Here is a 24,816-nt window from a genome sequence, read left to right on the forward strand (position 1 = left end):
ATATGTTATGTCATTTAAACCTGTTTAATCTATCGAGGTGACATTATGATGCTAAATGCAACTGAGTTTCTAACGCCAAATGCCATTAACGTGGACACGGTTAACGAAACGATTGCGAAAGTCACGCTCGAACCGTTAGAACGCGGCTTTGGGCATACCTTAGGTAATGCTCTTCGTCGTATCTTGTTATCTTCATTACCTGGTGCTGCGGTTATTGAAGCTGAGATTGATGGTGTTGACCATGAATACTCTACGCTTGAAGGCTTGCAAGAGGACGTACTTGATTTGCTTTTGAACTTAAAAGGCCTAGCAATTACCCTTCATGACCAAAATGAAGTATTTTTGACCTTGGACAAGCAAGGTCCAGGCACTATTACTGCTGCAGACATCGCACTACCGCACAATGTAGACATTATCAATCCAGAATTGGTATTAGGCACATTGAGCGAGCGCGGTCATCTTAAGATGCGTTTGCGCGTAGTGATGGGTCGTGGATATGAGCCAGCAAATCAGCGCCGTGAAGATGGCGACACCAAAGCAATTGGCCGTCTAAAGCTTGATGCAAGTTTTAGCCCAGTGCTTCGTGTTGCTTATCAAGTTGAGAACGCTCGCGTCGAGCAGCGTACCGATCTTGATCGTCTCATCATTGAGCTTGAAACCAATGGCACTATAGATCCAGAAGAAGCAATTCGTAAAGCTGCCACTATTTTACAACAACAGATTTCTATCTTTGTTGATCTAGAAGCTGAAGAAGCGCCTGAGCCTGTGAAAGAAAAAGAAGAGGTCGACCCAGTGCTACTTCGCCCTGTGGATGATCTTGAACTAACGGTTCGCTCAGCCAACTGCTTAAAAGCTGAAAACATTTACTATATCGGCGATTTGGTACAGCGTTCAGAGACTGAATTATTAAAAACCCCAAATCTTGGTAAGAAATCATTAACTGAAATCAAGGACGTACTAGCGTCTAAAGATTTAGAGCTCGGTATGCGCCTAGACAATTGGCCACCTGCTGACTTACGTGTTGATGATCGCTTTTCTTATCGTAGCCGCTAAACTTTAAGGATATTTGACTATGCGCCATCGTAAGAGTGGAGTCAAGCTGGGTCGTACCGGCAGTCATCGTAAAGCCATGTTCCAAAATATGACCAACTCATTATTTGAGCACGAGTTGATCAAAACGACGTTGCCAAAAGCAAAAGAGTTACGCCGCGTCGCTGAGCCACTAATCACATTGGCTAAAGAAGACAGCGTTGCTAATCGCCGCTTGGCATTTAGCCGTATGCGTAGCAAAGCTATGGTCGGTAAACTATTTGGTACGCTAGGTCCACGTTATCAGACGCGTCCAGGTGGCTATCTTCGCATTGTAAAATGTGGTCACCGTGATGGTGATAACGCGCCAATGGCTTATGTAGAATTAGTTGATCGTGACTAAAATTAGCTATCATTTATAATAAAAAAAGCTCCCATTCGTTGGAGCTTTTTTTTGTGCTTAATGTGCTGTCTATACCATTAGAGCACTAACGTCCGCCGCACCTTGTCTGATAATCTCAGGCTGATTATTAGTCATGTCTACGATCGTAGTCAGCTTAGTAGTCTTGATACCTGCGTTGATCAGACCATCTATAACATGACCTAATAGCTCCTCAATCTCGAAAGGATCATCGAGTATGTCATCGCGATTGGGCAGCACTAATGAGCTGGTTAATATAGGTTCATCCATTGCTTCTAACAGCGCTTGAGCAATAGGGTTGCCAGGTACTCGTATACCTATAGTTTTTTTCTTTGGATGAGACAGTTTTTTAGGGACATCTTTGGTAGCGTTCAAGATAAAGGTAATAGGCGCTGGAGTACAGGCCTTTAGTTGTTTAAATTGTTGATTGTCAACGGTGGCGTAATTAGCGATCTCACTTAAATCACGACATAGCAACGTAAACTGATGCTTATCATCAAGCTCACGTATGAGTTTGAGCTTCTCTAGAGCGTCTTTGGCACCAAGGCGACAACCAAAGGCATAACTGGTATCAGTGGGGTAGATAATCAGCTTATCACCGCGTAGCATATCGGCTGCTTGCTCTATGAGGCGAGGCTGCGGATTTTCTGGATGGATATATAAAGTTTGCATACGGACTCCTATTTTGGTTTTTTGCCTTTATTAGAGCTAGGCTTTTAGATTTATAGTTGTTGAAGTATAACCCTTAGAGTGATAAGAGTTGTAGGAGCCTGCCGTAAACAAGCGTATACAAGCGTAAAACACCATAGATACTCTATTGGTTCAAATTTAGCTAAGCTCTGATTAGAAGTCAGTTTCGGGCGATATAAAGATGATGTTTTAGCTTCTAGGCTGCTTGGCTGTTAAGCTGAATATGCAACAACGCTAACAACAATATTTTGGCATCGCGCGGCAGTAACTCTGGGTTTTTTTTATAGTTTAAAGCTTGCTTATAGACGTCAGCTGCAAACGTGCTGCTACTCGTATCAAAGGTTGCAAAGATATTATCCTGCGACACTCGAAACGGTCTGTGACAGGCAAGACTAAATAAACACTCCAAAGCTTGCGGCTTGATCTCCACGCGCTCAAAGGCCAGTTGTTCATCTTGATTGCGCCCATCTGCTGCGTACCAATAGCCAAAATCATCAAGAAGCCTACGTGCTTGTCCTGCAATGCACCAGTGACTGATTTCATGCAAAGCGCTGGCAAAAAACCCATGAGCAAAGGCTATGCGAGCTGGTTTATCATAAGTTGCGGCAAAATACTCAGGTTCGCTATCACTGTGCATCAATATTACGTTTTGACTGGCAAATAAGGTATTAAACAAATCAATCAAAGCATTAACGCTTTTTTCTTCTTTGGCCTCTGACCACTCATAGATCATCAAACCTTTATCACATAATGAATGAATATCAGTGAGGATTGATGGAGAATCATATGACTGTATATAAGACTTGAGTTCATTCATTAAAGACAGAGCGTCAGTAGCAGTTAATAAAGATGAAAAATCATGAATAGTCATGTTATAAGTCATAAGACAACGGCTGGTTTAGGTATAGGTTTAAGGCGAAAGTGCATATAAAAAGTAGTAAAAATCGTAACATACTAGCGCTAGCGTCATATAGGGCTTTGCGTTAGTATGGCAGGCAATATTATACACCATTTATATTGAGAGGCCGCGTATGTCGAGCACTTCAGCCACAGCGTCTAACAGCGATACTCAAAAGGCACCATCAAGCATTTTACCTGATAATATCTCATTAAATAAGTGGGAAGACACTGGTTTTGAATGGTCAGGCCTGTTGGCACCGCATACTTTTGCTCGTCTCAAAGACGTACTCACAACAGAGCACGAGCAGCCACAGTTACAGCTAGATGCCAAGTTATATCGACGTAGCAATGTATTACATTTGGCTTTTACTTTGGCAGGAGAGGTCTGGCTGACTTGTCAGCGCTGCCTACAGCCGGTTGCTATTGACTTATCAGACGATTATGACATTGCTTTGTTAGATGATGATAGTCAAGAGAGTCTGATCGATGAAGAACAAGATTACTTATTGCTAGATGAGATCGTAACAGAGCAGTCACCTGAGCGCTTACTGCCTCTAAAAAAACTGATTGAAGATGAGATATTACTCAAAGCCCCTTTATCGCCAAAGCATGAGGATTGTGAAATGGCGACCTCGCAAGTTGGTGATATTCCAGAAGAAGAAAACGAAAACCCATTCGCTGCGCTTGCCTCACTAAAGGGTAAGTTATAATCGAATAATAAGTTGTAGAAGCAACGCGCCCTAGTGCAAAATGTCCTAAAACGAACTACAAAACCAAGGCTTTATTAATACGTCAAACATGCGTATAATGTCCGGTTTATTGCATTCTGGCAACGTGCCGCTTGCTTAAAGCGTCAATGAGACAAACCGCTCGTTTGGTTTGGATTTAGTCAGAGCTTTAAAGCAATTGGCAAACTCGTTAATTTAACGATGCATAAGGTTTGAGTGGTTATCAATACACCTAAACCTGTATCGGTTAAAACTGAATTTTAAGTTTATTCCCTTAAGTATAGGAGCTACATCATGGCTGTTCAAAAAAGTCGTAAAAGCCGTTCGCGTCGTGACATGCGCCGTTCACACCACCGTATGGAAGTGGCTGAATTAAGCGTAGATGCTACCACTGGTGAAAAGCATCGTCGTCATCACATGACCAAAGACGGTTTTTATCGTGGTCGTCAGTTGTTCAAAGTCAGTCAAGATGCTTAAATGAAGTAGTCCTAAGACTAATAGATATGTTTATCCGTGATTTGATAAGTATAGGTATTATTCGTCAAAGGATTATGAGCGCTTAAGTATTTTTGTAGCAAGAGCCAAGTTATTCGCTGTCATATATTAGGCATGCAGATAACTTGGCTTTTTGTTATTGCAGCTTTCTGTTATTGCAGTAGTAAAGGTTAATTTTCTAACCTTTGACAGTCTGAGTCATTTAGGCTTACTATATCAGTAGAATTTTGTTGTATAGACTTCTTAGTTGCAAAGACTAGATAACCTATTACGATGATTACAAATACATAGACGATAGCTAGTACCTACCATTTACTGATAAATTAATAATAATAGAATATAAATAAGCGCTCGCTTTTAGGGAATTATTCAACAATATAAGGAATATGGGTTATGGCAGTAGCACCCGATTCAACAAAAACGCCGCCTACGCGTATCGCTGTTATTTTTCCAGGACAAGGCTCGCAAACGGTCGCTATGACCTCAGAGCTTGCCGAGCATTACCCTCAGATCAAAGATACTTTTGCCGAAGCAAGTGCGGTACTTGGCGAAGACTTGTGGGCAATATGCCAAGACGAAGAGCGACTCAACCAGACTCAGTACACTCAGCCGGCACTTTTAACGGCTAGCATCGCAATTTGGCGTATTTTACAAGATAAGTTAACCAAGACGCCGTGTTACTTAGCTGGACATTCACTTGGAGAGTATAGTGCGCTATGTGCAGCTGGCGTGATCAGTTTTGCTGATGCTGTCAAGTTAGTACATAAGCGTGGGCAGTTTATGCAAGAGGCGGTAGTCGGTATCGATACGGCTATGGCAGCCGTGCTAGGTCTTGAGGATGCACGAGTTGAAACCTTGTGCGAGCAGGCGACCGAGCACGTTGATGGCGCTATCGTCGGTGCGGCTAACTTCAACAGCCCAGGTCAAGTCGTGGTATCTGGTAATGCTATTGGCGTAAACGCTGTCATAGATAAAGTCCAAAACACAGGTAAAAAAGCCATACCTCTAAAGGTTAGCGTGCCTTCGCACTGTGCACTTATGCAGCCTGCTAGTCGAGCGCTCGCTGAGGCGTTGGATAATATCGAATTTGAGCAGGCCGCTATTCCAGTTATTCAAAATCGTCATGCCCGCGTTGAGAGTAGCGCACTAGGTATCAAGCAGGCATTGACAGAACAATTGAGTGAACCTGTCCTTTGGTCCAAAACGATGCAAGAGATGGCAGACAAACAAATCGGTATATTAATCGAATGCGGTAGCGGTAATGTTTTGAGTAATCTAGCCAAGCGCCAAGCAGAGCCTATTACAAGCTATCCTACTGACAAGCTTGCTCGTTTGGATAAGTTAATGGAGGTGCTATCATGAGCCGTACAATTACCCTAGTAACGGGCGCAAGTCGCGGTATTGGCAAAGCTGTTGCCAAACGTTTTGCTAAAGAAGGGCATTTTGTCATTGGCACAGCGACTACTGAAAAAGGCGCTGAGCTTATTGATGAATATCTACACGATACAGGCGGTATTGGACGCGTGCTGGACGTGCGTGATACCGAACAAATCAATAAGCTCTTTGAAGAGATTGAGAGCGTCTATGGGGCCGTACAAGTACTGGTAAATAATGCGGGTATCACTAAAGATGGCCTACTCATGCGTATGAAAGATGAAGACTGGGATGACGTCATCGATACTAATCTATCTTCGGTGTACCGTATGAGCAAACGCGCGATTCGCGGCATGATGAAAGCTCGCCGCGGCCGTATTATTAATATCAGCTCCGTTGTTGCCAAGATGGGCAATGCAGGTCAGTCCAATTATGCAGCGACCAAAGCAGGTCTTGAAGGCTTTAGCCGCACATTAGCCCGTGAAATTGGCTCACGCCAAGTGACTATCAATTGCGTCGCACCAGGTTTGATTGAAACAGATATGACGGATGAGCTTGATGAGCGTCTGCTTAATTCTATGCTAGATGCCGTACCTATTAGCCGCTTAGGTCAACCAGAAGACATCGCTGCTGCAGTCTCGTTTTTAGCTAGTGACGAGGCCAGTTATATTACAGGTGCGGTCATTCCAGTCAATGGTGGTATGTATATGTAGCATCGTTACACACTGATAATAAAATACTGTGTGAACGAGTGTAAACTCTAATAAATGGTGTTATAATAACGCATACTTTTATGTCAAAACCTTGTATGATAATGAGGTTTTATTGGATAGTATATAAAATAACGCTTTATCAATCTTAAAAAATGATAGACAAAAAGGGAGAGATCTATATGAGTAATGATGTTGAATTAAGAGTAAAATCTGCAGTAGCTGAACAGCTAGGTATGAACGTTGAAGACGTGAATAACGATGCAGCCTTCATGGAAGACTTAGGTGCTGATTCGTTAGATTTGGTTGAGTTGGTTATGTCGTTTGAGAGTGATTTTGGTATCACTATTCCAGATGAAGATTCAGCAGAATTGACTACTGTACAAAAAGCAATTGATTATGTACAAGCTCAGCTATAACTGACAAACCGTCATTATTAGTTGATTGACCGCTTATCTATCTAGGTAAGCGGTTTTTTTGTACCTAAACTTTTGTGCTTGAATACTTGTGTTTAAATACTTGTACTTAAATACTTATGCTCGAATATAGCGTCTCTACGCGAGACTAACATTATTCAACATACCTTTACTTGGCAAAGCGATGTGTTTTGCTATACTCGATAGCGCAAACAAAAAACGTTAATAACAATAGTGAAGGAGCAATAATATGGGAATGTTCAGTTTCGCAAAGGATATAGGTGACAAAATTTTTAACCGTGATGATGACAAGCATGATGCTAAGACTGAAACCAAAGCTGATGCTAATACGCAAGTCAAATCGAGTGAGCCATCGGCTCAATCTGTAGCGAGCTTATTGTTACGCCGCATTCAGCAGCAAAACCTCAATATCAGTAATCTAAAAGTCAAATACAATGGCTCAACAGATACCGCTGAGATCAGTGGTGATGCCAAAACTCAAGCTGATCGCGAAAAAGCTATTATCGCTATTGGTAACGTACAGAACGTCGCAAAAGTGATCGATAATATCAACATCGAAGAAGACGCGCCTGAATCTACTATGTATACCGTAGAGTCTGGTGATAGCTTATCTAAAATTGCCCAAAACGTTTACGGTTCATCAAGCGACTATATGAAGATATTTGAGGCTAACAAACCTATGCTTTCTGATCCAGATAAGATTTATCCAGGTCAAGTATTACGTATTCCTAAGCCATAAAGTTATCAGAATTTTCTAATCGCAAATGCTATATATTTGTCATGACGCTCCTTATATGAGGGGCGTTTTTTGTACTTGACTAACACTCTGTCAGTCTACCTTGCTGCTCCTTTATTGCCCAATTAATATGCTCGTCCAGCATCTCATCGTGAACGCTCAACTTTGCTTCAAGCTCGACTATTACCTTATTACTAGCAATTGCATTACCTAAACCGATAGCGATATTGCGTAAAAAGTTGACGTAGCCTGTACGTCTAAGCGGACTGCCTTGAGTGTTATTCAAAAAGTCGTCTTCCGTCCATCGCCAAAGATCGAGCAAGCTGCTGTTATCTAAATGATGACGAGGGGCAAAGTCCTCGACGTCTGTGACTTTAGCGTAGCGGTTCCAAGGGCAGATCAGCTGACAATCATCACAGCCAAAGACGCGGTTGCCTATAGCGCGTCTATACTTGATGTCTATAGATCCCTTGTGCTCAATGGTTAAATAAGAGATGCAGGCTGCCGCATTAAGCTCATAAGGCGCGACGATAGCTTGAGTGGGACAGATATCTATACAAGCACGGCAACTGCCGCAGTGAGCCTCTACGGGCTTGTCATCAGGTAGCTTTAGACTGATAAACAGCTCGCCCAACACAAAAAAAGAGCCTGCTTGTTTATTGAGTAGTAAGGTATGCTTACCCGTCCAGCCAAGACCTGCTGCATCGGCAATAGGACGCTCAAATATCGGTGCTGAGTCGCTAAAGGGACGAAAGATAAAATTTGATGTATTGCCAATATCTAAATGTTGCCACTCAGGGAGCATCGCCTCAATCTGTAGCGCTAATTGTTTGAGGCGAGAGCGCATGGTCTTATGGTAATCGCGCCCGCGCGCATAGCGGGCAATAATGCCTTGATTGGGGTATTGGTTGTCAGTGATAGTACGCGGCGTCGGTACTTGAGTGAGGTAATCCATACGCACGCTGATAATAGTTTTAGCCCCTGCTACTAACTGCTCAGGATGCGCGCGCAGCTTATGATTGTTGTGCATAAAATTGAGCTGACCCTCATAGCCTTTATCCAGCCAGCGTTGTAGCTGCTCTATTTGCTCGGCAAACAAAGGGTGGTGTACAGACAAAAAACCACAATCAGCAAAACCGAGAGACTTTGCTTGTGCTTTGATCCATTCTTTAACCTCAGCAGCGGACGTAAACGTGTCTATGTTGTTGACGTTATCGATGCTATTAACGTTATCAATCTCGACGGCGTTTGATGGTAATTTACTATGGCTTATCGCTGATTTTTGAGTGGACTGAATATTATGAGTCATAAATGGGCTAGATGTTGGCTAAGATACTTATATGATAAGCTTATAAGTCCTAAGCGCAAGTCTAAAAAATATAATTAACGCAGAGAGTCAGTCATGTCAGCCTTACTAAGTTCGTTATCCAAAAACACAATGCCAGTCGCTCTTTACAGTAGTGAGCAAATTTATGCTATGGAAAAGGCTTGGTTTGCCCAAGGTTATGACAGCTTCGCCCTAATGCAACAAGCTGCTTGGCAAGTAACGCAGCATATCAGAACGCTTTATGAGCAAAAATATCGTAGTACTGATGCGGCTAGCAAGACAGTCTGTCATGAGGAGAATCATCAGCCCAGCGCTATTATTTGGGTTGGCAAAGGCAATAACGGCGGCGATGGCTGGCTTGTCGCGCACTATCTAAAACAAGCAGACTGGCAAGTACGAGTCATTACGGTTGGTTTGGATATGGATAATTTAGCTGTTGATAGTAACACCATAGTATCCATGACTGACGCAATAAAAGCGCGCCAGATCACTATGGACAGTGATATCGAAACAGTGCGTTTTGAAGATAGTGGCTCTAAAAATAATGGCTTTAAAGTCATCAGTCACCCAAAGCACTATAGGGCAGAGGCCGATGTATATATCGATGCTCTGTTTGGCATAGGTTTAGATCGCGCGCCTGCAGGTGTCTACAAACGAGCTATTCAAGCCTTTAATCACTACTCAAGACACTATCATGCTTTAAGCATAGCTATTGATATCCCAAGTGGACTAATCGCCTCAACTGGGCAAGTCTTTGACAGGTGTGCGATCGAGGCAGACGTGACATTGTGCTTGATCGCCCGTAAGCTTGGCCTACATATCAAAGATGGTATGGATCACAGCGGAACAGTGTTTGATATACCGCTTATTCCTTATGCAGACATTGAGCCCGCCGCTCTTATGCTTACCCGACCATATAAGGTCTCTAAGCGCCGTCAAAACAGCTATAAGGGCAGCTATGGTCATGTGTTAATCGTTGGCGGTAACCGTATTGATGGCTCACAGGGTATGGGCGGGGCCGCGATACTATCTGCCGCTAGCACTATGGCAACAGGCGCAGGCAAGATAACCGTTGCTTGTCATAGCGCTTTTCATGGTGCGCTATTAACCTCGTTGCCTGATGCGATGACGCTTGATTTACATGATAAGAATAGCGCTGAATCGTTAATTAAAGATGCCAGCGTTCTAGCCATAGGTATGGGACTAGGCCGAGATAAAAAAGCAGAAGATTTATTCATATATTATTTACAAACCACAATGTCGCAAGATATTCCAATAGTGATTGATGCTGATGGTCTGTACCATCTAGCATCGCTACAAGCTGATAACCATGAGCTAATCGCGCAGCTGCGCCGTTATAGTACGGCTCACAAGGTTTGCCTAACGCCGCATAGTGGTGAGATGGCGCGGTTATTGGACAAAGACGTAAAAGAGGTAGAGAGCGATAGACTAGCTGCGATTAAACAAGCTGCGAGTATTTATGGCGGTGATTGGGTGCTCAAGGGAGCCGGGTCTATGGTGTTAGAGGATGAGCAGATCTATGTCTGTACAACTGGCAACGCAGGTATGGCCTCAGCAGGTATGGGAGATGTCTTATCAGGAGTCGCAGCAGGCTTGTTAGCACAGCAAGATTTGTCAAAACTCTTACAGCATCTGCGCCAAGCTGTACTTATTCATGGTAGTGCAGGTGATGTACTCGTGAATGAATTATTCTCTAATGATGCACTGCTAATTGGTGAGCGAGGGCTACAGGCTCAAGATATGCCAGCAGCCATTCGTCATGTAATACACACTTTGACTCGTTAAAATCCAAGAGTATAATCTACCTAGCAATGTCTATCAGTTACATTATACCGTAGCGCCCGTACAATACTGACTAATAGCTTGTTGCACGCGTTCACGTTTAAGTTCAATTTCGCGCCCATCCAAGTAGCGACGCTCGCCATTAGTATCCATCTCATAGATGCGACCACCAACGTTTAGATTGGTCAGGTTATTACGCAGTGACTGACAGCGCTGAGCATTCGCTTGAGCTTCTTGCTCCTCTATACGCGCCTCTAGCTGCGCCACGCGCTGCTGCTCTGCATCTGGGGCACTATTGTTTTGCTCGCTATTGGTTTTGCCTGCCATTTGACCGGCATTATTTTGTCGACCATCACTACGAAATTCGATAACTTCAATATTTTTGCCATTTTGCGGCGCGTGCTGACTGTACTTGACTTCACCATAGGCGCCAATCGACTTATAAACTTGCACAGCGTGAGTCATGCTCGTAGATAGCAGCAAAGCACAGAGCATAGCGAGTATTACAAATAGCTTAGTCGCAATAGTGGTAGGCACATTTGCCATAGCAACGATCCTTTATATAGTTTGAAGAGATGTAGTTTGAAGCGTTTATATCTATATTAATGAGTAGGTTATGACGGTGTTCTATGCCAACAGACCGTCGATACAGATATCCTTGCTATAATAACCAATAGTTAGACGCAAGTGTTAGAAGTTTTTCTTGACAATAGCGCTTGAACCATTGAAAATATTAGCAGTTGATTGGTCAGTGAGCGGCTTTTACTTTATTGCCGTGGCACTTGAGGACAAAGACCACAAGTTACTTATCGGTAGCTTATGTGGTTTTTTCTTCTTTGTGATGATGATATGTTTGTTATATACATCGTCTCCGGACTTATCTGTCTACAATGACTAAGATAAACTTATTATTTATAAACATCAAACGCGATGTTTGCATGGATGGCAAGTACAATACAGCGTACTGTCACAGTAATGCCTGCTGATAAAAGTGTTTTGTATTGTAGTATTAGCATAACTGCTGATCCTGTTTTTATCAGTGCAGTTGTCACTACTATGCGCAACATAAATAATAAGCCTCTTTTATAGATGCCTAGCATCTTGTCACTGTATACCGATAATCCGCTGCTTCAACACTGATCCTAAAATTTACTGTGCTCAAACATCATTGTCTTAATGACAGTTTTTTTAGTGATGATGTTTTGACATAGCAAATATCTATTCTTTATATAGACAAAGACTCATTATTTTTGAGTACGAATGGCCGCATTTAGGCGTGGTTGTTTTTATGATTAAGTAGTAAGTCTGCGCCGAACAAAAGGTGATGACAGTGACGCAAACCACGCAAAGTCCGAATATGACCGGGCACACGCAAACGGCTAATGCCGCCAAGAACTTTGAAGAAAAGCAGCAACGCATTGCTGAAGGTCAAGAGCCTGTAATGCTCTCTGGGGCTGAGATTTTGGTGCAGTCTTTGACCGATGAAGGGGTCAAGTACATCTTTGGCTATCCAGGCGGTGCGGTTCTTCATATTTATGATGCCCTATTTCAGCAAGAAACCATTGAGCACATCCTTGTGCGTCATGAGCAAGCAGCAGGTCATATGGCCGATGCTTACTCTCGAGTGACTGGTAATACTGGCGTCGTACTTGCAACTTCAGGCCCAGGAGCCACCAACACAGTAACGGCTATCGCTACTGCGTTTATGGACTCAGTACCTATGGTTGTGATCTCAGGTCAGGTGCCAAGTAGCCTGATCGGCGAAGATGCCTTTCAAGAGACCGACATGATTGGGGTATCACGCCCTATCGTCAAACATAGCTTTCAGGTGCGTCATGCCAGCGAAATCCCTATGATCGTCAAAAAAGCATTTTATATCGCGCAGACAGGCCGCCCAGGTCCTGTCGTCATAGACGTACCAAAAGATATGACCGCGCCGAGCGAAAAGTATGCTTATGAATATCCAAAAGACGTCTTTATGCGCTCGTATCAGCCGTCAATCAAGGGTCATAGCGGGCAGATCAAAAAAGCGGTTGAGACTTTGCTTGCGGCAAAACGTCCTGTAGTTTATGCAGGTGGCGGCGTTATCTGGAGCAAAGCACACGCGGAGCTGACTGAGCTTGCGCATCGTTTGAACTTACCTGTGACTAATACCTTGATGGGTTTGGGTACGTTCCCAGGTTCGGACCGTCAATTTTTGGGTATGTTAGGTATGCATGGTACTTACGAGGCCAATACGAGCATGCATCATGCAGACGTTATTTTGGCAGTCGGTGCGCGTTTTGATGATCGCGTCACCAACAATGTCAAAAAGTTCTGTCCTAACGCCACCATTATCCATATCGATATAGATCCAGCGTCTATCTCAAAGACCATCTTTGCTCATATCCCAATTGTAGGCGACGTTAAGTCGGTACTAACAGATATGCTCGATAGTATCGGTGATGACAAGCAGCTTGATCAACATGCTCTACTAGACTGGTGGTCGCAAATTAATGAGTGGCGCAAGCGCCATGGTTTGCGCTATGACACCAGCACAGAAAACGGTATCAAGCCGCAGAGCGTTGTACAAGCACTAGATAAAGTGACTAACAGTAACGCTATCATTACAAGTGATGTCGGTCAGCATCAGATGTTTGCCGCGCTTTATTATACGTATCTTGAGCCAGGTCAGTGGTTGAACTCTGGTGGCCTCGGTACTATGGGTGTGGGCTTGCCATATGCAATGGCGGCCAAGCTTGCTAATCCTGATCGTGACGTCGTCTGTATCACAGGCGAGGGCTCTATTCAGATGAATATTCAGGAGCTATCAACTTGCTTACAGTATAATCTGCCTGTCAAAATCTTGAACATTAATAATGCGCAGTTAGGTATGGTGAAGCAGTGGCAAGATATGCTTTATGAAGGTCGCCATGCCCAGTCTTATATGGACTCGCTACCAGATTTTGTCAAGCTTGCTGAGAGCTATGGTCACGTCGGCATCAAGATCACTGATCCTGAAACGATGGAGGCGCAAATAGAAGAAGCGATGGCAATGAAAGATAGACTGGTATTTATCGATGTCTATGTCGATCGTAATGAGCATGTGTATCCGATGCAAATTGCAGGACAGACTATGCGTGATATGTGGCTAACAAAAGGGGAGCGTACTTAATGCAACAACCACATCTGATTTCGGTATTAATGGAAAACGAAGCGGGTTCGTTGTCGCGCTTGGTCGGCTTGTTCTCCCAGCGCGGCTACAATATCGAAACCCTAAACGTTGCCCCAACTGACGACCCCAGCATCTCGCGTTTGACGCTAACGACCATTACCTCTCCTGAGCGAGTTGAGCAAATCACCAAACAATTGCATAAATTGATCGAAGTGGTTAAAGTGCTTAATCTATCAGATACCGTTCACGTTGAGCGTGAGCTTATGCTGATAAAGGTACGTGCGACGGGCAATGTTCGCGAAGAGATCAAACGTAGCGCTGATATATTCCGCGCTCAGATCGTCGATGTGAACGCTAACCTGTACACGATTCAAATCGTAGGTGATACGGCCAAACTTGACGGTTTTATCGATACTATTGGACGTGAACGCGTGCTAGAAGTGGTACGCTCGGGCGTTATCGGTATTGCTCGCGGCGAAAAAACGCTAAGCGTTTAATACTAGTCTGTCGCTAAGCGTTTAATACTAGTCTGTCATTGTACTAATTTAAAACTAACATCACGCTTATAGTAATCTGTCTTACTAAGTAGCTTTACTATAAGCCTTTATTATCCATGGCACGCCATGCTTGAGGAAAAGGACTCTATTTATGAACGTTTTTTACGATAAAGATTGCGATCTATCGATTATTCAAGGCAAAAAAGTCGCCATCATCGGTTATGGCTCACAAGGTCATGCCCATGCTTTAAACTTACAAGACTCTGGCGTAGATGTCACTGTCGGCCTGCGCGCTGATTCGGGCTCTCGTAAAAAAGCAGAAAACGCGGGTCTAAAAGTCGCTGATGTGGCAGACGCCGTAAAAGCCGCTGACGTCGTGATGATCCTGACGCCAGATGAGTTCCAAAAAGAGCTATACAACAATGAGATTGAGCCAAACATCAAAGAGGGTTCGACGTTGGCTTTTGCTCATGGTTTTGCGATTCATTACAACCAAGTGGTACCGCGTAGCGATCTAAACGTCATCATGGTAGCGCCAAAAGCACCAGGCCATACGGTACGTAACGAGTTCGTCAAAGGCGGCGGTATCCCAGATCTTATCGCAATCTATCAAGACGCCTCAGGCGATGCCAAGCAATTAGCGCTCTCTTATGCAGCAGGCGTTGGCGGTGGACGCTCAGGTATCATCGAGACGACGTTTAAAGATGAGACTGAAACTGATTTATTCGGTGAGCAAGCAGTCCTTTGCGGCGGCGCAGTAGAGCTGGTCAAAATGGGTTTTGAGACTTTGACAGAAGCAGGCTACGCACCAGAAATGGCTTACTTTGAGTGTTTGCACGAGCTTAAGCTTATCGTTGACTTGATGTATGAAGGCGGTATCGCTGATATGAACTACTCAATCAGTAACAACGCTGAATACGGCGAATACGTTACGGGTACAGAGGTCATCAACGAGCAATCACGAGAAGCGATGCGTAATGCGCTTAAACGCATTCAATCAGGCGAGTACGCCAAGATGTTCATCTCAGAGGGCGCAACGAACTATCCTTCTATGACGGCGCGTCGCCGTAACAACGCTGAGCATCAGATCGAAGTCACTGGCGCAAAACTTCGCGGCATGATGCCTTGGATCGGTGGTAATAAAATCATCGATAAAGACAAAAACTAAGCGTTACTGATCTAAGTTTTTAAGACCCATGTTATCAACAGATAACGTGGGTTTTTTTTGTTTAGCACCTTAACCGTTTTAATCAATTGGTCACTTTAATAGCTTTATTATCTTAACAATTTTGTCGCTAACGCGTATTTGTAAAGTCTAAAAAACAGCGGCGAATAGAAATTGACTTACCATCGGTTGAAAATGACGACTAGCCGCCCTATATAGACAAACATTATAAGACTTGCTCACAGTTTACGAGTGCAACACTTTAAGTACAACGGTGCAAGTTAAGTATAACGGTGCAAGCAATTTAACTTTTATTATAAACATTATTAATCATAGGCGGTAGCTGTGCTAATACCCAACCCTGACTGGCTAACGCCGCAATTTATATACGTCGCCCTAAGCGCGGTAGTAGCTGTTTTGATCTGGATAGAAGGGGAGATGCTCAAGACCACCGACGGCAAGCTACCCCAATCGCCATTGTTTAAATTTAGCTCATTACTAGATACGGCTTGGTTTTTTATCTCAGTCATGATGCTCTACGTTATCGAGTTGACACCGCTTGCAGTAACCGTACCAGCTGCTTATGGCATATATACCGTATTTGGCTGGGTGTATGGCACCCGCCTGCTCAGACGTAAAGGCATTCCTGATTCTGCAAAGGAGTTAGTGATACCAGTTAAGTACATTGCTTACAGTCAGTCGTTTGCTTTGATATTTTTCTCCTTATGTCTTTTAGTATTGGCAGCGCCTTGGTTACCTATTGCTAATTAGTAAAATGATAAGTCAAAATCAATTATCAATTAAAAATATCAAACTATTCAATGATATAGCGTCAAAAATGCCATTTACAAAATTACTGTATTAAACTTACCTAGGCTTATAAAAGCTGCTATACTTAAATCATACTTATAAGACTTTAAACACATTTGTGTTGTATTTTAATAGGTAAGTGGATTCATTTCGATGATGAGCTTAGAAGCTATAAGTATTTTTCAATTAATCGGTGAAGGCATTAGTCTCACCAACCGTTAAAGAGTTAGGAAAAATTATGTCAGAAAAAGTTGAAGGCACCGTAAAGTGGTTTAATGAAGCTAAAGGTTTTGGTTTTATCGCTCAAGACAATGGCGGTCAAGATGTATTCGCTCATTACAGCGCTATTCAAGGTGGTGGCTTTAAAACACTAGCCGAAGGCCAAAAAGTTTCTTTCGTTCTAGGTCAAGGCCAAAAAGGTCCACAAGCTGAGCAAATCGAAGCCCTATAATCTTAAACCTAGATTATATTGTTTTATAACAATAAAAATATTGTTTAGACTGTATAAAAAAGCAACCTATACTTAGATAGGTTGCTTTTTTTATGACTAAAATTTATCAGTTCTAGATTTAATTTATTGACGTACCATTAAAATAGTAGAGTTAGGAGTCAGTTATGGAATGGCAGTCTTGGATAATGATTAACGAGCAACAAGTCATCGGTATTACAATATCGGTTGTGGTGTTTTACTTTTGCCTAATATTATTTACTCGCATCGCAGGGCTACGTAGTTTCTCTAAGCTCTCAAGCTATGATCTGGCGATGACCATAGGTATTGGTAGTATATTAGCATCCACAGTGGTATCCAAATCGACTTCACTGATGCAAGGCATATTTGCCGTTGGTATGTTGTTTCTCTTGCAGTCCATTGTCTCTATCGTGCGCCGCAAAATTAAACCTGTCAAAGATCTGCTCGATAATCAGCCCATAATTTTGATGGCAAACGGTGAGTATCTTTGGGACAACTTAAAAGAAGCAAAACTAAGCACTAATGATGTTAAGCAGGTACTGCGTCAAAACGGTGTTAAATCGCCTTCTGAGGTGTTTGCAGTCATCATGGAAACCACTGCTGATATGAGCGTTATCAAAAACAATGACGCTAAGCCGGATTGGTCGCTTTTTGATGATGTCCGCGACAAAGAGATATTGATGAATAGTATAAACAACACTACTAGTCATAAAGATATGACTAATCGATAACAAAATGTTAAGAAAATGCACGACCCAAAGTGCTATAAAGGGTAGTGAGCTGGCGGTATTGTTTACTCAGTTTTAGGCTTTGCGTTTTGAGCTTCTCAAAAATTTATGACGCTTTATTCACAGCGCTATCTTGATTTTGCGCCTGTGCTCACGCAAGATACGGACTGTTCTTAAATACGTGTGTTTAGGTACAGGATTGACAAGTAATTAGTGGATTAATCCATATACTTAAAATCAATAGGCATGAGCGATAAGTTTGATATTTATTGTGACTCATCGTTTTTGATATTGCGCGTGAAAGCTTTATAATAACGCTTAGGTAAACACTAACTCTTGGTTTTTTTAACCAAAATATTTTATTCATAACATTAATAAACGAGGAACGTATGAAAGCATTAGTAGCGGTCAAGCGTGTCATTGATTATAACGTAAAGGTTCGTGTAAAAGCTGACAACTCTGGCGTTGATTTATCGAACACCAAAATGTCTATTAACCCATTTGATGAGATTGCAGTAGAAGAAGCGGTACGTCTAAAAGAAGCGGGCGTGATCGATGAGATCATCGTCGCCTCTATCGGCCCAAAAGAGTCGCAAGAGCAGATTCGTGCAGCCTTGGCACTAGGTGCTGATCGTGGCGTACTGGTACAAACAGACGACAAGCCATATCCTTTGCAAGTCGCCAAAATCCTAAAAAGTATTGCTGAGTCTGAGTCAACAGACATCATCTTATTAGGTAAGCAAGCCATTGATGATGACAATAACCAAACGGGTCAAATGCTAGCGGCATTGATGGGTATTGGTCAGGGTACTTTTGCATCAGAAGTTAACGTTGAAGGCGATAAAGTAAACGTCACTCGTGAAGTTGATGGCGGTTTGCAGACTGTTGCGCTAACGCTACCTGCGGTTATTACAGCTGATTTGCGTCTAAACGAGCCACGCTATGCTAAATTGCCAAACATCATGAAAGCAAAGAAAAAGCCACTTGATGAGAAGACGCCAGCAGATTTTGGTGTTGATATGGCCTCCAAGCAGCAAATCACAAAGGTCGTACCGCCTGCCGCTCGTAAAGCAGGTATCACTGTTAAATCAGTGGACGAATTGGTCGATAAGCTTAAAAACGAAGCTAAAGTTATCTAAGTCATCAGCGCAGATTTTGTAGGGCTTGTAGCTATGCTTACCTACACCTATGTTTGATGACATAAGTAACAAGCAAAGCAAGACCTGATCATAGTATAGACGACAAGAATTAATAAAGGATAAAGACAATGGCTATTTTAGTATATGCAGAACATGACAATGCCAGTCTAAAAAAGGCAACTTTCAACACTATTGCTGCTGCTAAATTAATGGGCGATGAGGTTCATGTGTTGGTAGCAGGTTCTGGCGCGCAGGGCGCTGCAGACGAAGCTGCAAAGGCTGAAGGCGTAAGCAAAGTATTGCTAGCAGACAACGGCGCTTATGAGTATCAATTAGCGGCTAATATTGCCCTGCTAGTTGCTGATATTGCAGGTGACTACAGCCATATCGTCGCTCCTGCAACGACTACAGGTAAGAACTTTATGCCTCGCGTAGCCGCTTTGCTTGACGTTAGCATGCTATCGGAGATATCTGCTGTTATCGACGCGCAAACTTTTGAGCGTCCTATTTACGCAGGTAACGCAACGGCAACAGTCAAAACCTCAGAAGACAAAGTGATTGTGACCATACGTCCAACCTCATTTGATCCTGTCGCTACCGAAGGCGGTTCAGCGACTGTTGAAACTATTGACAACGTTCAAGATGCAGGCAAATCAAGCTTTGTGAGTGAAGAAGTTGCAAAGTCTGATCGTCCTGAATTGGCTTCAGCGGGTATCGTCGTATCTGGTGGTCGTGCTCTAGCTAATGGCGAGAACTTCACTAAATATATCGAACCTTTAGCTGATAAACTAGGCGCTGCTATCGGTGCCTCGCGCGCTGCGGTTGATGCCGGTTACGTCTCTAACGATATGCAGGTCGGTCAAACAGGTAAAATCGTTGCTCCGCAATTATACATCGCTGCTGGTATCTCTGGTGCCATTCAGCATTTAGCGGGTATGAAAGACTCTAAAGTTATCGTAGCTATCAATAACGATCCTGAGTCGCCAATCGCTAGCGTTGCTGACTATTTCTTAGAAGCCGATTTATTTGACGCTTTACCTGAGCTAACCAGTAAAATCTAAGGTTTATTAGGTATTGTATTTAGATAAATAAAAATCCCGCTATATATAGCGGGATTTTTGCGTTTTGAGGCTAAGTTTTATAGCTGCATTGCTATTATTTTATATCAGCTATATTGACGTTGGCGCAGGGTCTCGTACAGACATAGCGCGCCTGCAATAGCGACATTGAGACTCTCCTGCCCGTTAGGCTGCGGCAAGGCAATAGGGGTGGCGCATTGCATGAGCTCATCGCAGACGCCTTGACCTTCGTGTCCCATAACCCAAGCTATAGGCGCGCTTAAATCATGCTGATAAATCAAAGTATCCGTATGCGAGCTGGTCGCTAGTAGGGGTACTTTGACTTGCTGCAAAACATCTGTGACCGCTAGCCCTTCATATACTGTTAAAGCGAACTGCGCGCCCATTCCTGCACGCAAAGTCTTGGGCGACCACACTTGCGCGCTGCCCTCAGTACAGAGCACCTTTGTGATACCAACAGCTGCTGCCGTGCGTAGTAACGTACCGACGTTGCCACTATCTTGTACGTCGTTTAAAATCAAGCAATCATCGTTAATGACAGGCAAATTATGCTTAGGTATAGCAATTATAGCCATGATATCAATACCAGTACCTAAACTGCTTATGCTGCGATACAGCGTATCTGGCAGCGTTGAGATGCCAACATAACTGGGCAGCCGCGCAAGCAGCTGCCGCACTTCACTATGCGTGTGTGCTGACTCAGATAATAGTATCTGTAGTACAGGGTAGTCACTACGCAGGGCTGCATCAATCAAATGCGCGCCTTCAAGTACCGTTTGGCCTATTTTTTTGCGCCGGCGAGCTTGCGTAAGTAGTGCTTTGATCAGTTTTACCGTTTGGTTCTTATCAGAGGTAATTAGCTCAGTAGGATTTGCGCTCATAGTAAACGGCTCAGAATTAGAAAAAAGTAGCGTTAAGGTTTTGCGTCATTTATCTAAGACTGACTATGTTGCAAATGAAGAGTCTTAACATAGTCCACTTCATTTTTACTACCTAATACTACAGGCACACGTTGATGAATATCATTAGGCTCGATGTCCAGTATTCTAGTCGTAGCATCAGTCGCCGCGCCGCCTGCGCGCTCAATCAGTAAGCTCATAGGGTTGGCTTCGTACATTAAGCGTAGTTTGCCCGCTTTTTTGGCGTCTTTGGTATCAAGAGGATAAGTAAATAGGCCGCCGCGGCACAAGATGCGGTGCACATCACCGACCATAGCTGCCACCCAGCGCGTATTAAAATCGCGTCCTCGCACCCCAGTTTTGCCTGCGATAAGCTCGTCAATGTACTGCTGCATAGGCGTTTGCCAATAACGGTAGTTTGAGCCGTTGATAGCATACTCACTGGTATCTGCATCAATCTGGACATTGTCTTCTATTAAGACATAATCGTTGGTATCTGGATCTAGGCTGAACATGACCACTTTATCGTCGATGGTCAAAGCCATGACCGTTGAGGTACCATATAGCAGATAACCTGCTGCTAGCTGCTGATGACCTGGCTGCAAAAAGTCGCTGTTTTCACTGAGATGACCTGGGCGTAAGTAAGGGAGAATAGAAAATATCGTACCAACTGCCATATTGATATCGATGTTTGAGGAGCCATCTAACGGATCAAATAACACCAGCAAGCTGCCATCAACGTTAGCAGGTGTTGCATCATCCAATTCCTCTGAGGCAACACCTGCGCAGTGAGGGTTTTGACTAAGCGCATCTAAGAGTAAATCATTGGCCAAGACATCGAGCTTTTTTTGTTCTTCGCCTTGCACGTTTTGATTGCCAGCTTCGCCCATAATATCAGCAAGCGCACCTTTTCTAAGTAACTCTGATATGGTGATGCCAACGTCCGCTAGCGTGGTAATCACGTCGTTTATCGCAGTTTGGTTTGAGTGCTTGTCTAAATATTGGGCTAGGGTGGTCATAGGATGTCCTAATAGAATAAAAAAAGCGATAACATAGGTTTTCATTTAATAGATAGTCAATACAAATAGCTCGTTGTACAGCGTTTGAACTGATTCAAAAAATAATAATAAGCGGGTCATGTCCCTTTGTACTGGCTATAAAATCAGCTACACTAGATTTATTAAATGTAAAGTGTCTATTTTTATAGATAAGTTTGAGACAAAGTGTAGCAAATAAGCGCTAAAATGTCGCTGTATCTACCGCTTTGCCTACGAATAAAGGTTCGTCATTGATTGAAATAATGCTCAATATGTTCCATCTAGCCATACTTATTAAAACAACCACAAAGACTCGTCATTATGCCAAATGCTACCGATAGCCATGCTACCAATAAAATCTCACCCTCTGACTATGTCAAGTTTGATCCAAGTACCATTCATCAAAGGCTAAACACGTCGCTCAGTCGACCGCAGCTTAATGCTGATGGCAGTATCCGTCACTTTTTGGGTGTAGAAGGATTAAATAAGGCGCAGCTGCAGGCCATTATAGCCAAAGCGGAAACCTTTTTTGATGATAAGGGCTTATTAATTAATAGACCTGAGCTTGAAGGCTGTACCGTGATGAACTTGTTCTTTGAGCCATCGACCCGTACGCGTACCACTTTTGAGGTCGCTGAAAAGCGCCTAGGTGCCAACGTTCTTAACATCGATATTGCGCGCTCTAGTACCAAAAAAGGTGAGAGCTTACGTGACACTTTGTGGAACTTGCAGGCAATGACTGCTGATATCTTTGTTGTGCGTCATTCAGCATCGGGCGCTGCGCACTTTATGGCCACAGAGGTTACGCCTAACATTGCCATCATCAATGGCGGTGATGGCTGGCATGCGCACCCCACTCAAGGAATGCTCGACATGCTGACCATTCATCGCAATGCTCCGCGACCATTTGAGGAGTTATCTGTCGCTATCATCGGTGATATAAAGCACTCGCGAGTGGCGCGCTCAGACATCAGCGCTCTACAGACGTTAGGGGTCAAAGATATCCGCGTTATCGCGCCGCGTACGCTTTTACCCAAGGGTATTGAGCGCTTTGGCGTCAAAGTCTATGAAGATATCAATCAGTGCGTGAGTGACTGCGATGTCATCATGGGCCTGCGTATCCAAAACGAGCGTATCGACTCGCCGCTATTATCGTCATCGAACGAGTATTACAAACACTATGGAATAACACCTGCACGCGTCGCACGAGCAAAACCAGATGCCCTAATTATGCATCCAGGACCGATGAACCGCGGCGTTGAGATCGCCTCAAGCGTGGCAGATGGCCCGCAATCAGTAATCCTAGAGCAGGTGAGTAACGGCGTAGCGATTCGTATGGCTGTTTTAGCAATGGCGATGGAGGGGCAGCGCGCTCATCAAGCGTCTGGGGCATAACCTATTATGTAATGCCATTTAGCGTTGTCGCCTCACTTTTCAACTTTTATTAATACGGTATTTATGCTCATGTCCACAAACACCAATAACTTAATACGTAATCTGCTACCGCAGTCATTATCGTCTACGCTGCCAAGCACTGTAAATGATCATCTAAGCGATAAAAATATAGACAATGAGATGTGGCTGCTACCGCCGCTCGTTGATCTATGTGCGCGCCTGCGAGAGCCAGGTCAGCAGCAGCATGGTACGCTAATATCTGAAGGGCAGGCCGCGCGCGCCAATGGATTTTTGCATGTGGTCACCCCTCCTGATACCCATCCTATTTTAGAAAACGGCTCGCTGCTCAAGGGCTTACGTGAGCGCGCGCTTGATGACGGCGGTATTTATTTACATATCTTGGGTGCTTTGACCGCAGGGCTTGAGGGCACACATCCCTCTAACATCGCTGGCCTAAAAAAGGGCAATTGTATCGCAGTCTCCAACGCGCGCAGGCCTTTTAAGAATGATTTAGTGTTACTGCGCACACTTGAGTATGCGGCGACCTTTGGTATGAAAGTATTCTTTTATCCTGATGAACCTAGTCTGTCAGGTGAAGGCGTGGCGCATGAAGGCTATATTGCTTCTTATCATGGTTTGCAAGGTATTCCATGGATTGCAGAAACCGTAGCATTATCAACGCAGCTGCTGATGGTAGAGGAGACGGGTATTGCCGCGCATTTTAGTCAGCTATCATGTAAATCATCAGTTGAGCTCATGCGCTGGGCAAAGGATAAAGGCCTGCCAGTCACCTGTGATGTGGCGATGCATCAGTTGTACCTGACCGATGATAATTTAGAAGGATTTAATGCGCAGGCCTATGTATTACCACCGCTACGCAGTAATACCGATCAACAAGCATTACTGCGTGGACTCAAAGACGGCACTATCGACGCTATCTGTAGTCATCACGAACCGCTCAATGCTACCGCCAAAAAAGCGCCATTCGCTGAGAGCACGCCTGGTATCTCAAATTTTGATACCTTTATGGCTCTAGCCTGTCAGTTGGTACGCGATGAGGTGCTCAGTTTGGCGCAGCTGGTAGACAAGATATGTCTTAATCCTGCCAAGATTGCAGGTATCGAAGCCCAATACGAGAGCATAGGCGGGGCTGTACTCGTCGATCCTGACCTTGAGTGGCAAGTCACCGCGCAGACTATGTATTCTAATGGCAAAAATACACCGTTTTTTAATCAGCAGTTGCAAGGGCGCGTTGTGGAGACTTTCTTTGGCTAATACGCCAGATTCACCCCAAGCGGATCATACAGTTATATCAGAGGACAGCCATCATTCTAGTGAATCGATTAAAGCTGTCGCTATCTATGAGATTGTCAAAGGCGTAGGCGCGCTATTAGGCGCAGCAGCACTAGTGTTATGGCATAACGATCTTGAGCATTGGCTTGCAAGCGCTAATGACTCATGGCGGCGTTATTTTGGTACATTATTAGCGCCGCAAGTTGAAAGCACTATACAAATTGCTCAGCAAGCGAGTCAAAACTGGACGCTTTTTTTACTGTTTATCGTTTTTTATGTCAGTCTACGGTTTATTGAAGCTTATGGCTTGTGGCAAGACAAAACGTGGGCCTACTGGTTTAGTGTCATTGGCTACGGAATATTTATTCCTGTCGAGATTTATTACTTAGTTATCAGCCCCTTTGATTGGTTTAAGCTAAGTATTTTAATACTTAATGTCATTATCGTCATCGTGGTCTATCGCAGCATGAGACAAAAAGGTCTGTTATAAGAATAGTTTTA

26 protein-coding genes are annotated in these 24,816 nt (G+C 43.7%); 20 read left to right on the forward strand and 6 right to left on the reverse strand.

Features of this window, described 5'->3' with window-relative positions:
* Window positions 1-45 precede the first annotated feature (45 nt).
* Together ACTXGE_RS06715 and rplQ are read left to right on the forward strand one after the other, a co-directional pair.
* Window positions 46-1,053: a DNA-directed RNA polymerase subunit alpha gene (locus ACTXGE_RS06715; protein ID WP_062533658.1), complete on the forward strand. Its 1,008-nt coding sequence runs from the start codon at window positions 46-48 to the stop codon at window positions 1,051-1,053.
* Window positions 1,054-1,072: 19 nt separating this feature from the next.
* Window positions 1,073-1,432 carry a 50S ribosomal protein L17 gene (gene rplQ, locus ACTXGE_RS06720; RefSeq protein WP_075102287.1) on the forward strand — a complete coding sequence of 120 codons (360 nt, stop codon included), beginning with the start codon at window positions 1,073-1,075 and terminating at the stop codon, window positions 1,430-1,432.
* Window positions 1,433-1,501: 69 nt separating this feature from the next.
* On the opposite strand, the gene ACTXGE_RS06725 is transcribed toward rplQ, so the two are convergent.
* A complete protein-coding gene (locus ACTXGE_RS06725) occupies window positions 1,502-2,122 on the reverse strand; it encodes an L-threonylcarbamoyladenylate synthase (RefSeq protein ID WP_443542559.1) in 621 nt (206 codons plus the stop codon).
* A gap of 214 nt (window positions 2,123-2,336) precedes the next feature.
* Entirely contained in the window at window positions 2,337-2,957 is a 621-nt protein-coding gene (locus ACTXGE_RS06730) for an elongation factor P hydroxylase (RefSeq protein WP_435951013.1), read from the reverse strand.
* 214 nt (window positions 2,958-3,171) lie between these two features.
* On the opposite strand from ACTXGE_RS06730, the gene ACTXGE_RS06735 reads away from it, so the two are divergent.
* The 6 genes from ACTXGE_RS06735 (at window position 3,172) to lysM (ending at window position 7,523) form a co-directional block, all read left to right on the forward strand.
* Window positions 3,172-3,750, forward strand: coding sequence for a YceD family protein (locus tag ACTXGE_RS06735; RefSeq protein WP_317200622.1), 579 nt, complete (start codon window positions 3,172-3,174; stop codon window positions 3,748-3,750).
* Window positions 3,751-4,062: 312 nt separating this feature from the next.
* A complete protein-coding gene (gene rpmF / locus ACTXGE_RS06740) occupies window positions 4,063-4,245 on the forward strand; it encodes a 50S ribosomal protein L32 (protein WP_010196743.1) in 183 nt (60 codons plus the stop codon).
* A gap of 411 nt (window positions 4,246-4,656) precedes the next feature.
* The gene (gene fabD, locus ACTXGE_RS06745; protein WP_317200623.1) at window positions 4,657-5,625 is read left to right on the forward strand and encodes an ACP S-malonyltransferase; all 969 of its coding nucleotides are present in this window, start codon (window positions 4,657-4,659) and stop codon (window positions 5,623-5,625) included.
* Window positions 5,622-6,350, forward strand: coding sequence for a 3-oxoacyl-ACP reductase FabG (fabG, locus tag ACTXGE_RS06750; RefSeq protein WP_317200624.1), 729 nt, complete (start codon window positions 5,622-5,624; stop codon window positions 6,348-6,350). The genes fabD and fabG overlap by 4 nt, the downstream gene beginning before the upstream one ends.
* 179 nt (window positions 6,351-6,529) lie before the next feature.
* Window positions 6,530-6,766 (forward strand): acyl carrier protein, encoded by a 237-nt coding sequence (gene acpP / locus ACTXGE_RS06755; RefSeq protein WP_317200625.1) that lies wholly within the window; start codon window positions 6,530-6,532, stop codon window positions 6,764-6,766.
* Between the two features lie 247 nt (window positions 6,767-7,013).
* Window positions 7,014-7,523 carry a peptidoglycan-binding protein LysM gene (gene lysM / locus ACTXGE_RS06760; protein ID WP_317200626.1) on the forward strand — a complete coding sequence of 170 codons (510 nt, stop codon included), beginning with the start codon at window positions 7,014-7,016 and terminating at the stop codon, window positions 7,521-7,523.
* A 79-nt stretch (window positions 7,524-7,602) separates the two neighbouring features.
* On the opposite strand, the gene queG is transcribed toward lysM, so the two are convergent.
* Window positions 7,603-8,829, reverse strand: coding sequence for a tRNA epoxyqueuosine(34) reductase QueG (gene queG, locus ACTXGE_RS06765; protein ID WP_443542557.1), 1,227 nt, complete (start codon window positions 8,827-8,829; stop codon window positions 7,603-7,605).
* Between the two features lie 93 nt (window positions 8,830-8,922).
* Between queG and ACTXGE_RS06770 the strand changes: the two genes are divergently transcribed.
* Window positions 8,923-10,653, forward strand: a complete 1,731-nt coding sequence (locus tag ACTXGE_RS06770; protein WP_443542556.1) for an NAD(P)H-hydrate dehydratase — start codon at window positions 8,923-8,925, stop codon at window positions 10,651-10,653.
* A 42-nt stretch (window positions 10,654-10,695) separates the two neighbouring features.
* Here the strand turns inward: ACTXGE_RS06770 and ACTXGE_RS06775 are convergent, their stop codons facing one another.
* Window positions 10,696-11,196, reverse strand: coding sequence for a DUF4124 domain-containing protein (locus tag ACTXGE_RS06775; RefSeq protein ID WP_317200629.1), 501 nt, complete (start codon window positions 11,194-11,196; stop codon window positions 10,696-10,698).
* Window positions 11,197-12,091: 895 nt separating this feature from the next.
* On the opposite strand from ACTXGE_RS06775, the gene ACTXGE_RS06780 reads away from it, so the two are divergent.
* The 8 genes from ACTXGE_RS06780 to ACTXGE_RS06815 all read left to right on the forward strand — a co-directional run bounded on the left by ACTXGE_RS06780 (window position 12,092) and on the right by ACTXGE_RS06815 (window position 19,673).
* Window positions 12,092-13,804 carry an acetolactate synthase 3 large subunit gene (locus ACTXGE_RS06780; RefSeq protein WP_435951014.1) on the forward strand — a complete coding sequence of 571 codons (1,713 nt, stop codon included), beginning with the start codon at window positions 12,092-12,094 and terminating at the stop codon, window positions 13,802-13,804.
* The gene (gene ilvN / locus ACTXGE_RS06785) at window positions 13,804-14,301 is read left to right on the forward strand and encodes an acetolactate synthase small subunit (RefSeq protein WP_317200630.1); all 498 of its coding nucleotides are present in this window, start codon (window positions 13,804-13,806) and stop codon (window positions 14,299-14,301) included. The genes ACTXGE_RS06780 and ilvN overlap by 1 nt, the downstream gene beginning before the upstream one ends.
* Before the next feature lie 151 nt (window positions 14,302-14,452).
* Complete coding sequence (ilvC, locus tag ACTXGE_RS06790; protein WP_317200631.1) at window positions 14,453-15,469, forward strand: ketol-acid reductoisomerase; 1,017 nt, start codon at window positions 14,453-14,455, stop codon at window positions 15,467-15,469.
* A gap of 342 nt (window positions 15,470-15,811) precedes the next feature.
* Window positions 15,812-16,237 (forward strand): hypothetical protein, encoded by a 426-nt coding sequence (locus ACTXGE_RS06795; RefSeq protein ID WP_317200632.1) that lies wholly within the window; start codon window positions 15,812-15,814, stop codon window positions 16,235-16,237.
* Window positions 16,238-16,514: 277 nt separating this feature from the next.
* Window positions 16,515-16,727, forward strand: a complete 213-nt coding sequence (locus ACTXGE_RS06800; protein ID WP_317200633.1) for a cold-shock protein — start codon at window positions 16,515-16,517, stop codon at window positions 16,725-16,727.
* 164 nt (window positions 16,728-16,891) lie between these two features.
* Window positions 16,892-17,476, forward strand: a complete 585-nt coding sequence (locus tag ACTXGE_RS06805; RefSeq protein ID WP_435950373.1) for a DUF421 domain-containing protein — start codon at window positions 16,892-16,894, stop codon at window positions 17,474-17,476.
* A gap of 386 nt (window positions 17,477-17,862) precedes the next feature.
* Complete coding sequence (locus ACTXGE_RS06810) at window positions 17,863-18,612, forward strand: electron transfer flavoprotein subunit beta/FixA family protein (protein WP_317200635.1); 750 nt, start codon at window positions 17,863-17,865, stop codon at window positions 18,610-18,612.
* A 128-nt stretch (window positions 18,613-18,740) separates the two neighbouring features.
* Entirely contained in the window at window positions 18,741-19,673 is a 933-nt protein-coding gene (locus tag ACTXGE_RS06815; RefSeq protein WP_435950374.1) for an electron transfer flavoprotein subunit alpha/FixB family protein, read from the forward strand.
* Window positions 19,674-19,777: 104 nt separating this feature from the next.
* Here ACTXGE_RS06815 and ACTXGE_RS06820 read toward each other — a convergent pair whose 3' ends face one another.
* Together ACTXGE_RS06820 and ACTXGE_RS06825 are read right to left on the reverse strand one after the other, a co-directional pair.
* Window positions 19,778-20,572 (reverse strand): TrmH family RNA methyltransferase, encoded by a 795-nt coding sequence (locus tag ACTXGE_RS06820; RefSeq protein ID WP_435950375.1) that lies wholly within the window; start codon window positions 20,570-20,572, stop codon window positions 19,778-19,780.
* Between the two features lie 53 nt (window positions 20,573-20,625).
* Window positions 20,626-21,609: a class 1 fructose-bisphosphatase gene (locus tag ACTXGE_RS06825; protein ID WP_443542551.1), complete on the reverse strand. Its 984-nt coding sequence runs from the start codon at window positions 21,607-21,609 to the stop codon at window positions 20,626-20,628.
* A gap of 339 nt (window positions 21,610-21,948) precedes the next feature.
* On the opposite strand from ACTXGE_RS06825, the gene ACTXGE_RS06830 reads away from it, so the two are divergent.
* From ACTXGE_RS06830 to ACTXGE_RS06840, 3 genes are all read left to right on the forward strand, one after another.
* Window positions 21,949-23,022, forward strand: coding sequence for an aspartate carbamoyltransferase catalytic subunit (locus ACTXGE_RS06830; protein WP_443542549.1), 1,074 nt, complete (start codon window positions 21,949-21,951; stop codon window positions 23,020-23,022).
* 69 nt (window positions 23,023-23,091) lie between these two features.
* Window positions 23,092-24,297, forward strand: a complete 1,206-nt coding sequence (locus tag ACTXGE_RS06835) for a dihydroorotase (RefSeq protein ID WP_435950377.1) — start codon at window positions 23,092-23,094, stop codon at window positions 24,295-24,297.
* Entirely contained in the window at window positions 24,290-24,805 is a 516-nt protein-coding gene (locus ACTXGE_RS06840; RefSeq protein WP_435950378.1) for a DUF2127 domain-containing protein, read from the forward strand. Before ACTXGE_RS06835 ends, ACTXGE_RS06840 begins: the two co-directional genes overlap by 8 nt.
* The last annotated feature ends 11 nt before the right edge of the window (window positions 24,806-24,816 follow it).

It is taken from the genome of Psychrobacter sp. T6-4 (assembly GCF_052258425.1).
Taxonomy (GTDB): domain Bacteria; phylum Pseudomonadota; class Gammaproteobacteria; order Pseudomonadales; family Moraxellaceae; genus Psychrobacter.

What these genes read in the sequence shown, in the direction of transcription:
- ACTXGE_RS06715 (WP_062533658.1), top strand. Translation starts at nt 46, where the DNA reads ATGATGCTAAATGCAACTGAGTTTCTAACGCCAAATGCCATTAACGTG.
- rplQ (WP_075102287.1), top strand. Translation starts at nt 1,073, where the DNA reads ATGCGCCATCGTAAGAGTGGAGTCAAGCTGGGTCGTACCGGCAGTCAT.
- ACTXGE_RS06725 (WP_443542559.1), bottom strand. Translation starts at nt 2,122, where the DNA reads ATGCAAACTTTATATATCCATCCAGAAAATCCGCAGCCTCGCCTCATA.
- ACTXGE_RS06730 (WP_435951013.1), bottom strand. Translation starts at nt 2,957, where the DNA reads ATGAATGAACTCAAGTCTTATATACAGTCATATGATTCTCCATCAATC.
- ACTXGE_RS06735 (WP_317200622.1), top strand. Translation starts at nt 3,172, where the DNA reads ATGTCGAGCACTTCAGCCACAGCGTCTAACAGCGATACTCAAAAGGCA.
- rpmF (WP_010196743.1), top strand. Translation starts at nt 4,063, where the DNA reads ATGGCTGTTCAAAAAAGTCGTAAAAGCCGTTCGCGTCGTGACATGCGC.
- fabD (WP_317200623.1), top strand. Translation starts at nt 4,657, where the DNA reads ATGGCAGTAGCACCCGATTCAACAAAAACGCCGCCTACGCGTATCGCT.
- fabG (WP_317200624.1), top strand. Translation starts at nt 5,622, where the DNA reads ATGAGCCGTACAATTACCCTAGTAACGGGCGCAAGTCGCGGTATTGGC.
- acpP (WP_317200625.1), top strand. Translation starts at nt 6,530, where the DNA reads ATGAGTAATGATGTTGAATTAAGAGTAAAATCTGCAGTAGCTGAACAG.
- lysM (WP_317200626.1), top strand. Translation starts at nt 7,014, where the DNA reads ATGGGAATGTTCAGTTTCGCAAAGGATATAGGTGACAAAATTTTTAAC.
- queG (WP_443542557.1), bottom strand. Translation starts at nt 8,829, where the DNA reads ATGACTCATAATATTCAGTCCACTCAAAAATCAGCGATAAGCCATAGT.
- ACTXGE_RS06770 (WP_443542556.1), top strand. Translation starts at nt 8,923, where the DNA reads ATGTCAGCCTTACTAAGTTCGTTATCCAAAAACACAATGCCAGTCGCT.
- ACTXGE_RS06775 (WP_317200629.1), bottom strand. Translation starts at nt 11,196, where the DNA reads ATGGCAAATGTGCCTACCACTATTGCGACTAAGCTATTTGTAATACTC.
- ACTXGE_RS06780 (WP_435951014.1), top strand. Translation starts at nt 12,092, where the DNA reads ATGCTCTCTGGGGCTGAGATTTTGGTGCAGTCTTTGACCGATGAAGGG.
- ilvN (WP_317200630.1), top strand. Translation starts at nt 13,804, where the DNA reads ATGCAACAACCACATCTGATTTCGGTATTAATGGAAAACGAAGCGGGT.
- ilvC (WP_317200631.1), top strand. Translation starts at nt 14,453, where the DNA reads ATGAACGTTTTTTACGATAAAGATTGCGATCTATCGATTATTCAAGGC.
- ACTXGE_RS06800 (WP_317200633.1), top strand. Translation starts at nt 16,515, where the DNA reads ATGTCAGAAAAAGTTGAAGGCACCGTAAAGTGGTTTAATGAAGCTAAA.
- ACTXGE_RS06805 (WP_435950373.1), top strand. Translation starts at nt 16,892, where the DNA reads ATGGAATGGCAGTCTTGGATAATGATTAACGAGCAACAAGTCATCGGT.
- ACTXGE_RS06810 (WP_317200635.1), top strand. Translation starts at nt 17,863, where the DNA reads ATGAAAGCATTAGTAGCGGTCAAGCGTGTCATTGATTATAACGTAAAG.
- ACTXGE_RS06815 (WP_435950374.1), top strand. Translation starts at nt 18,741, where the DNA reads ATGGCTATTTTAGTATATGCAGAACATGACAATGCCAGTCTAAAAAAG.
- ACTXGE_RS06820 (WP_435950375.1), bottom strand. Translation starts at nt 20,572, where the DNA reads ATGAGCGCAAATCCTACTGAGCTAATTACCTCTGATAAGAACCAAACG.
- ACTXGE_RS06825 (WP_443542551.1), bottom strand. Translation starts at nt 21,609, where the DNA reads ATGACCACCCTAGCCCAATATTTAGACAAGCACTCAAACCAAACTGCG.
- ACTXGE_RS06830 (WP_443542549.1), top strand. Translation starts at nt 21,949, where the DNA reads ATGCCAAATGCTACCGATAGCCATGCTACCAATAAAATCTCACCCTCT.
- ACTXGE_RS06835 (WP_435950377.1), top strand. Translation starts at nt 23,092, where the DNA reads ATGTCCACAAACACCAATAACTTAATACGTAATCTGCTACCGCAGTCA.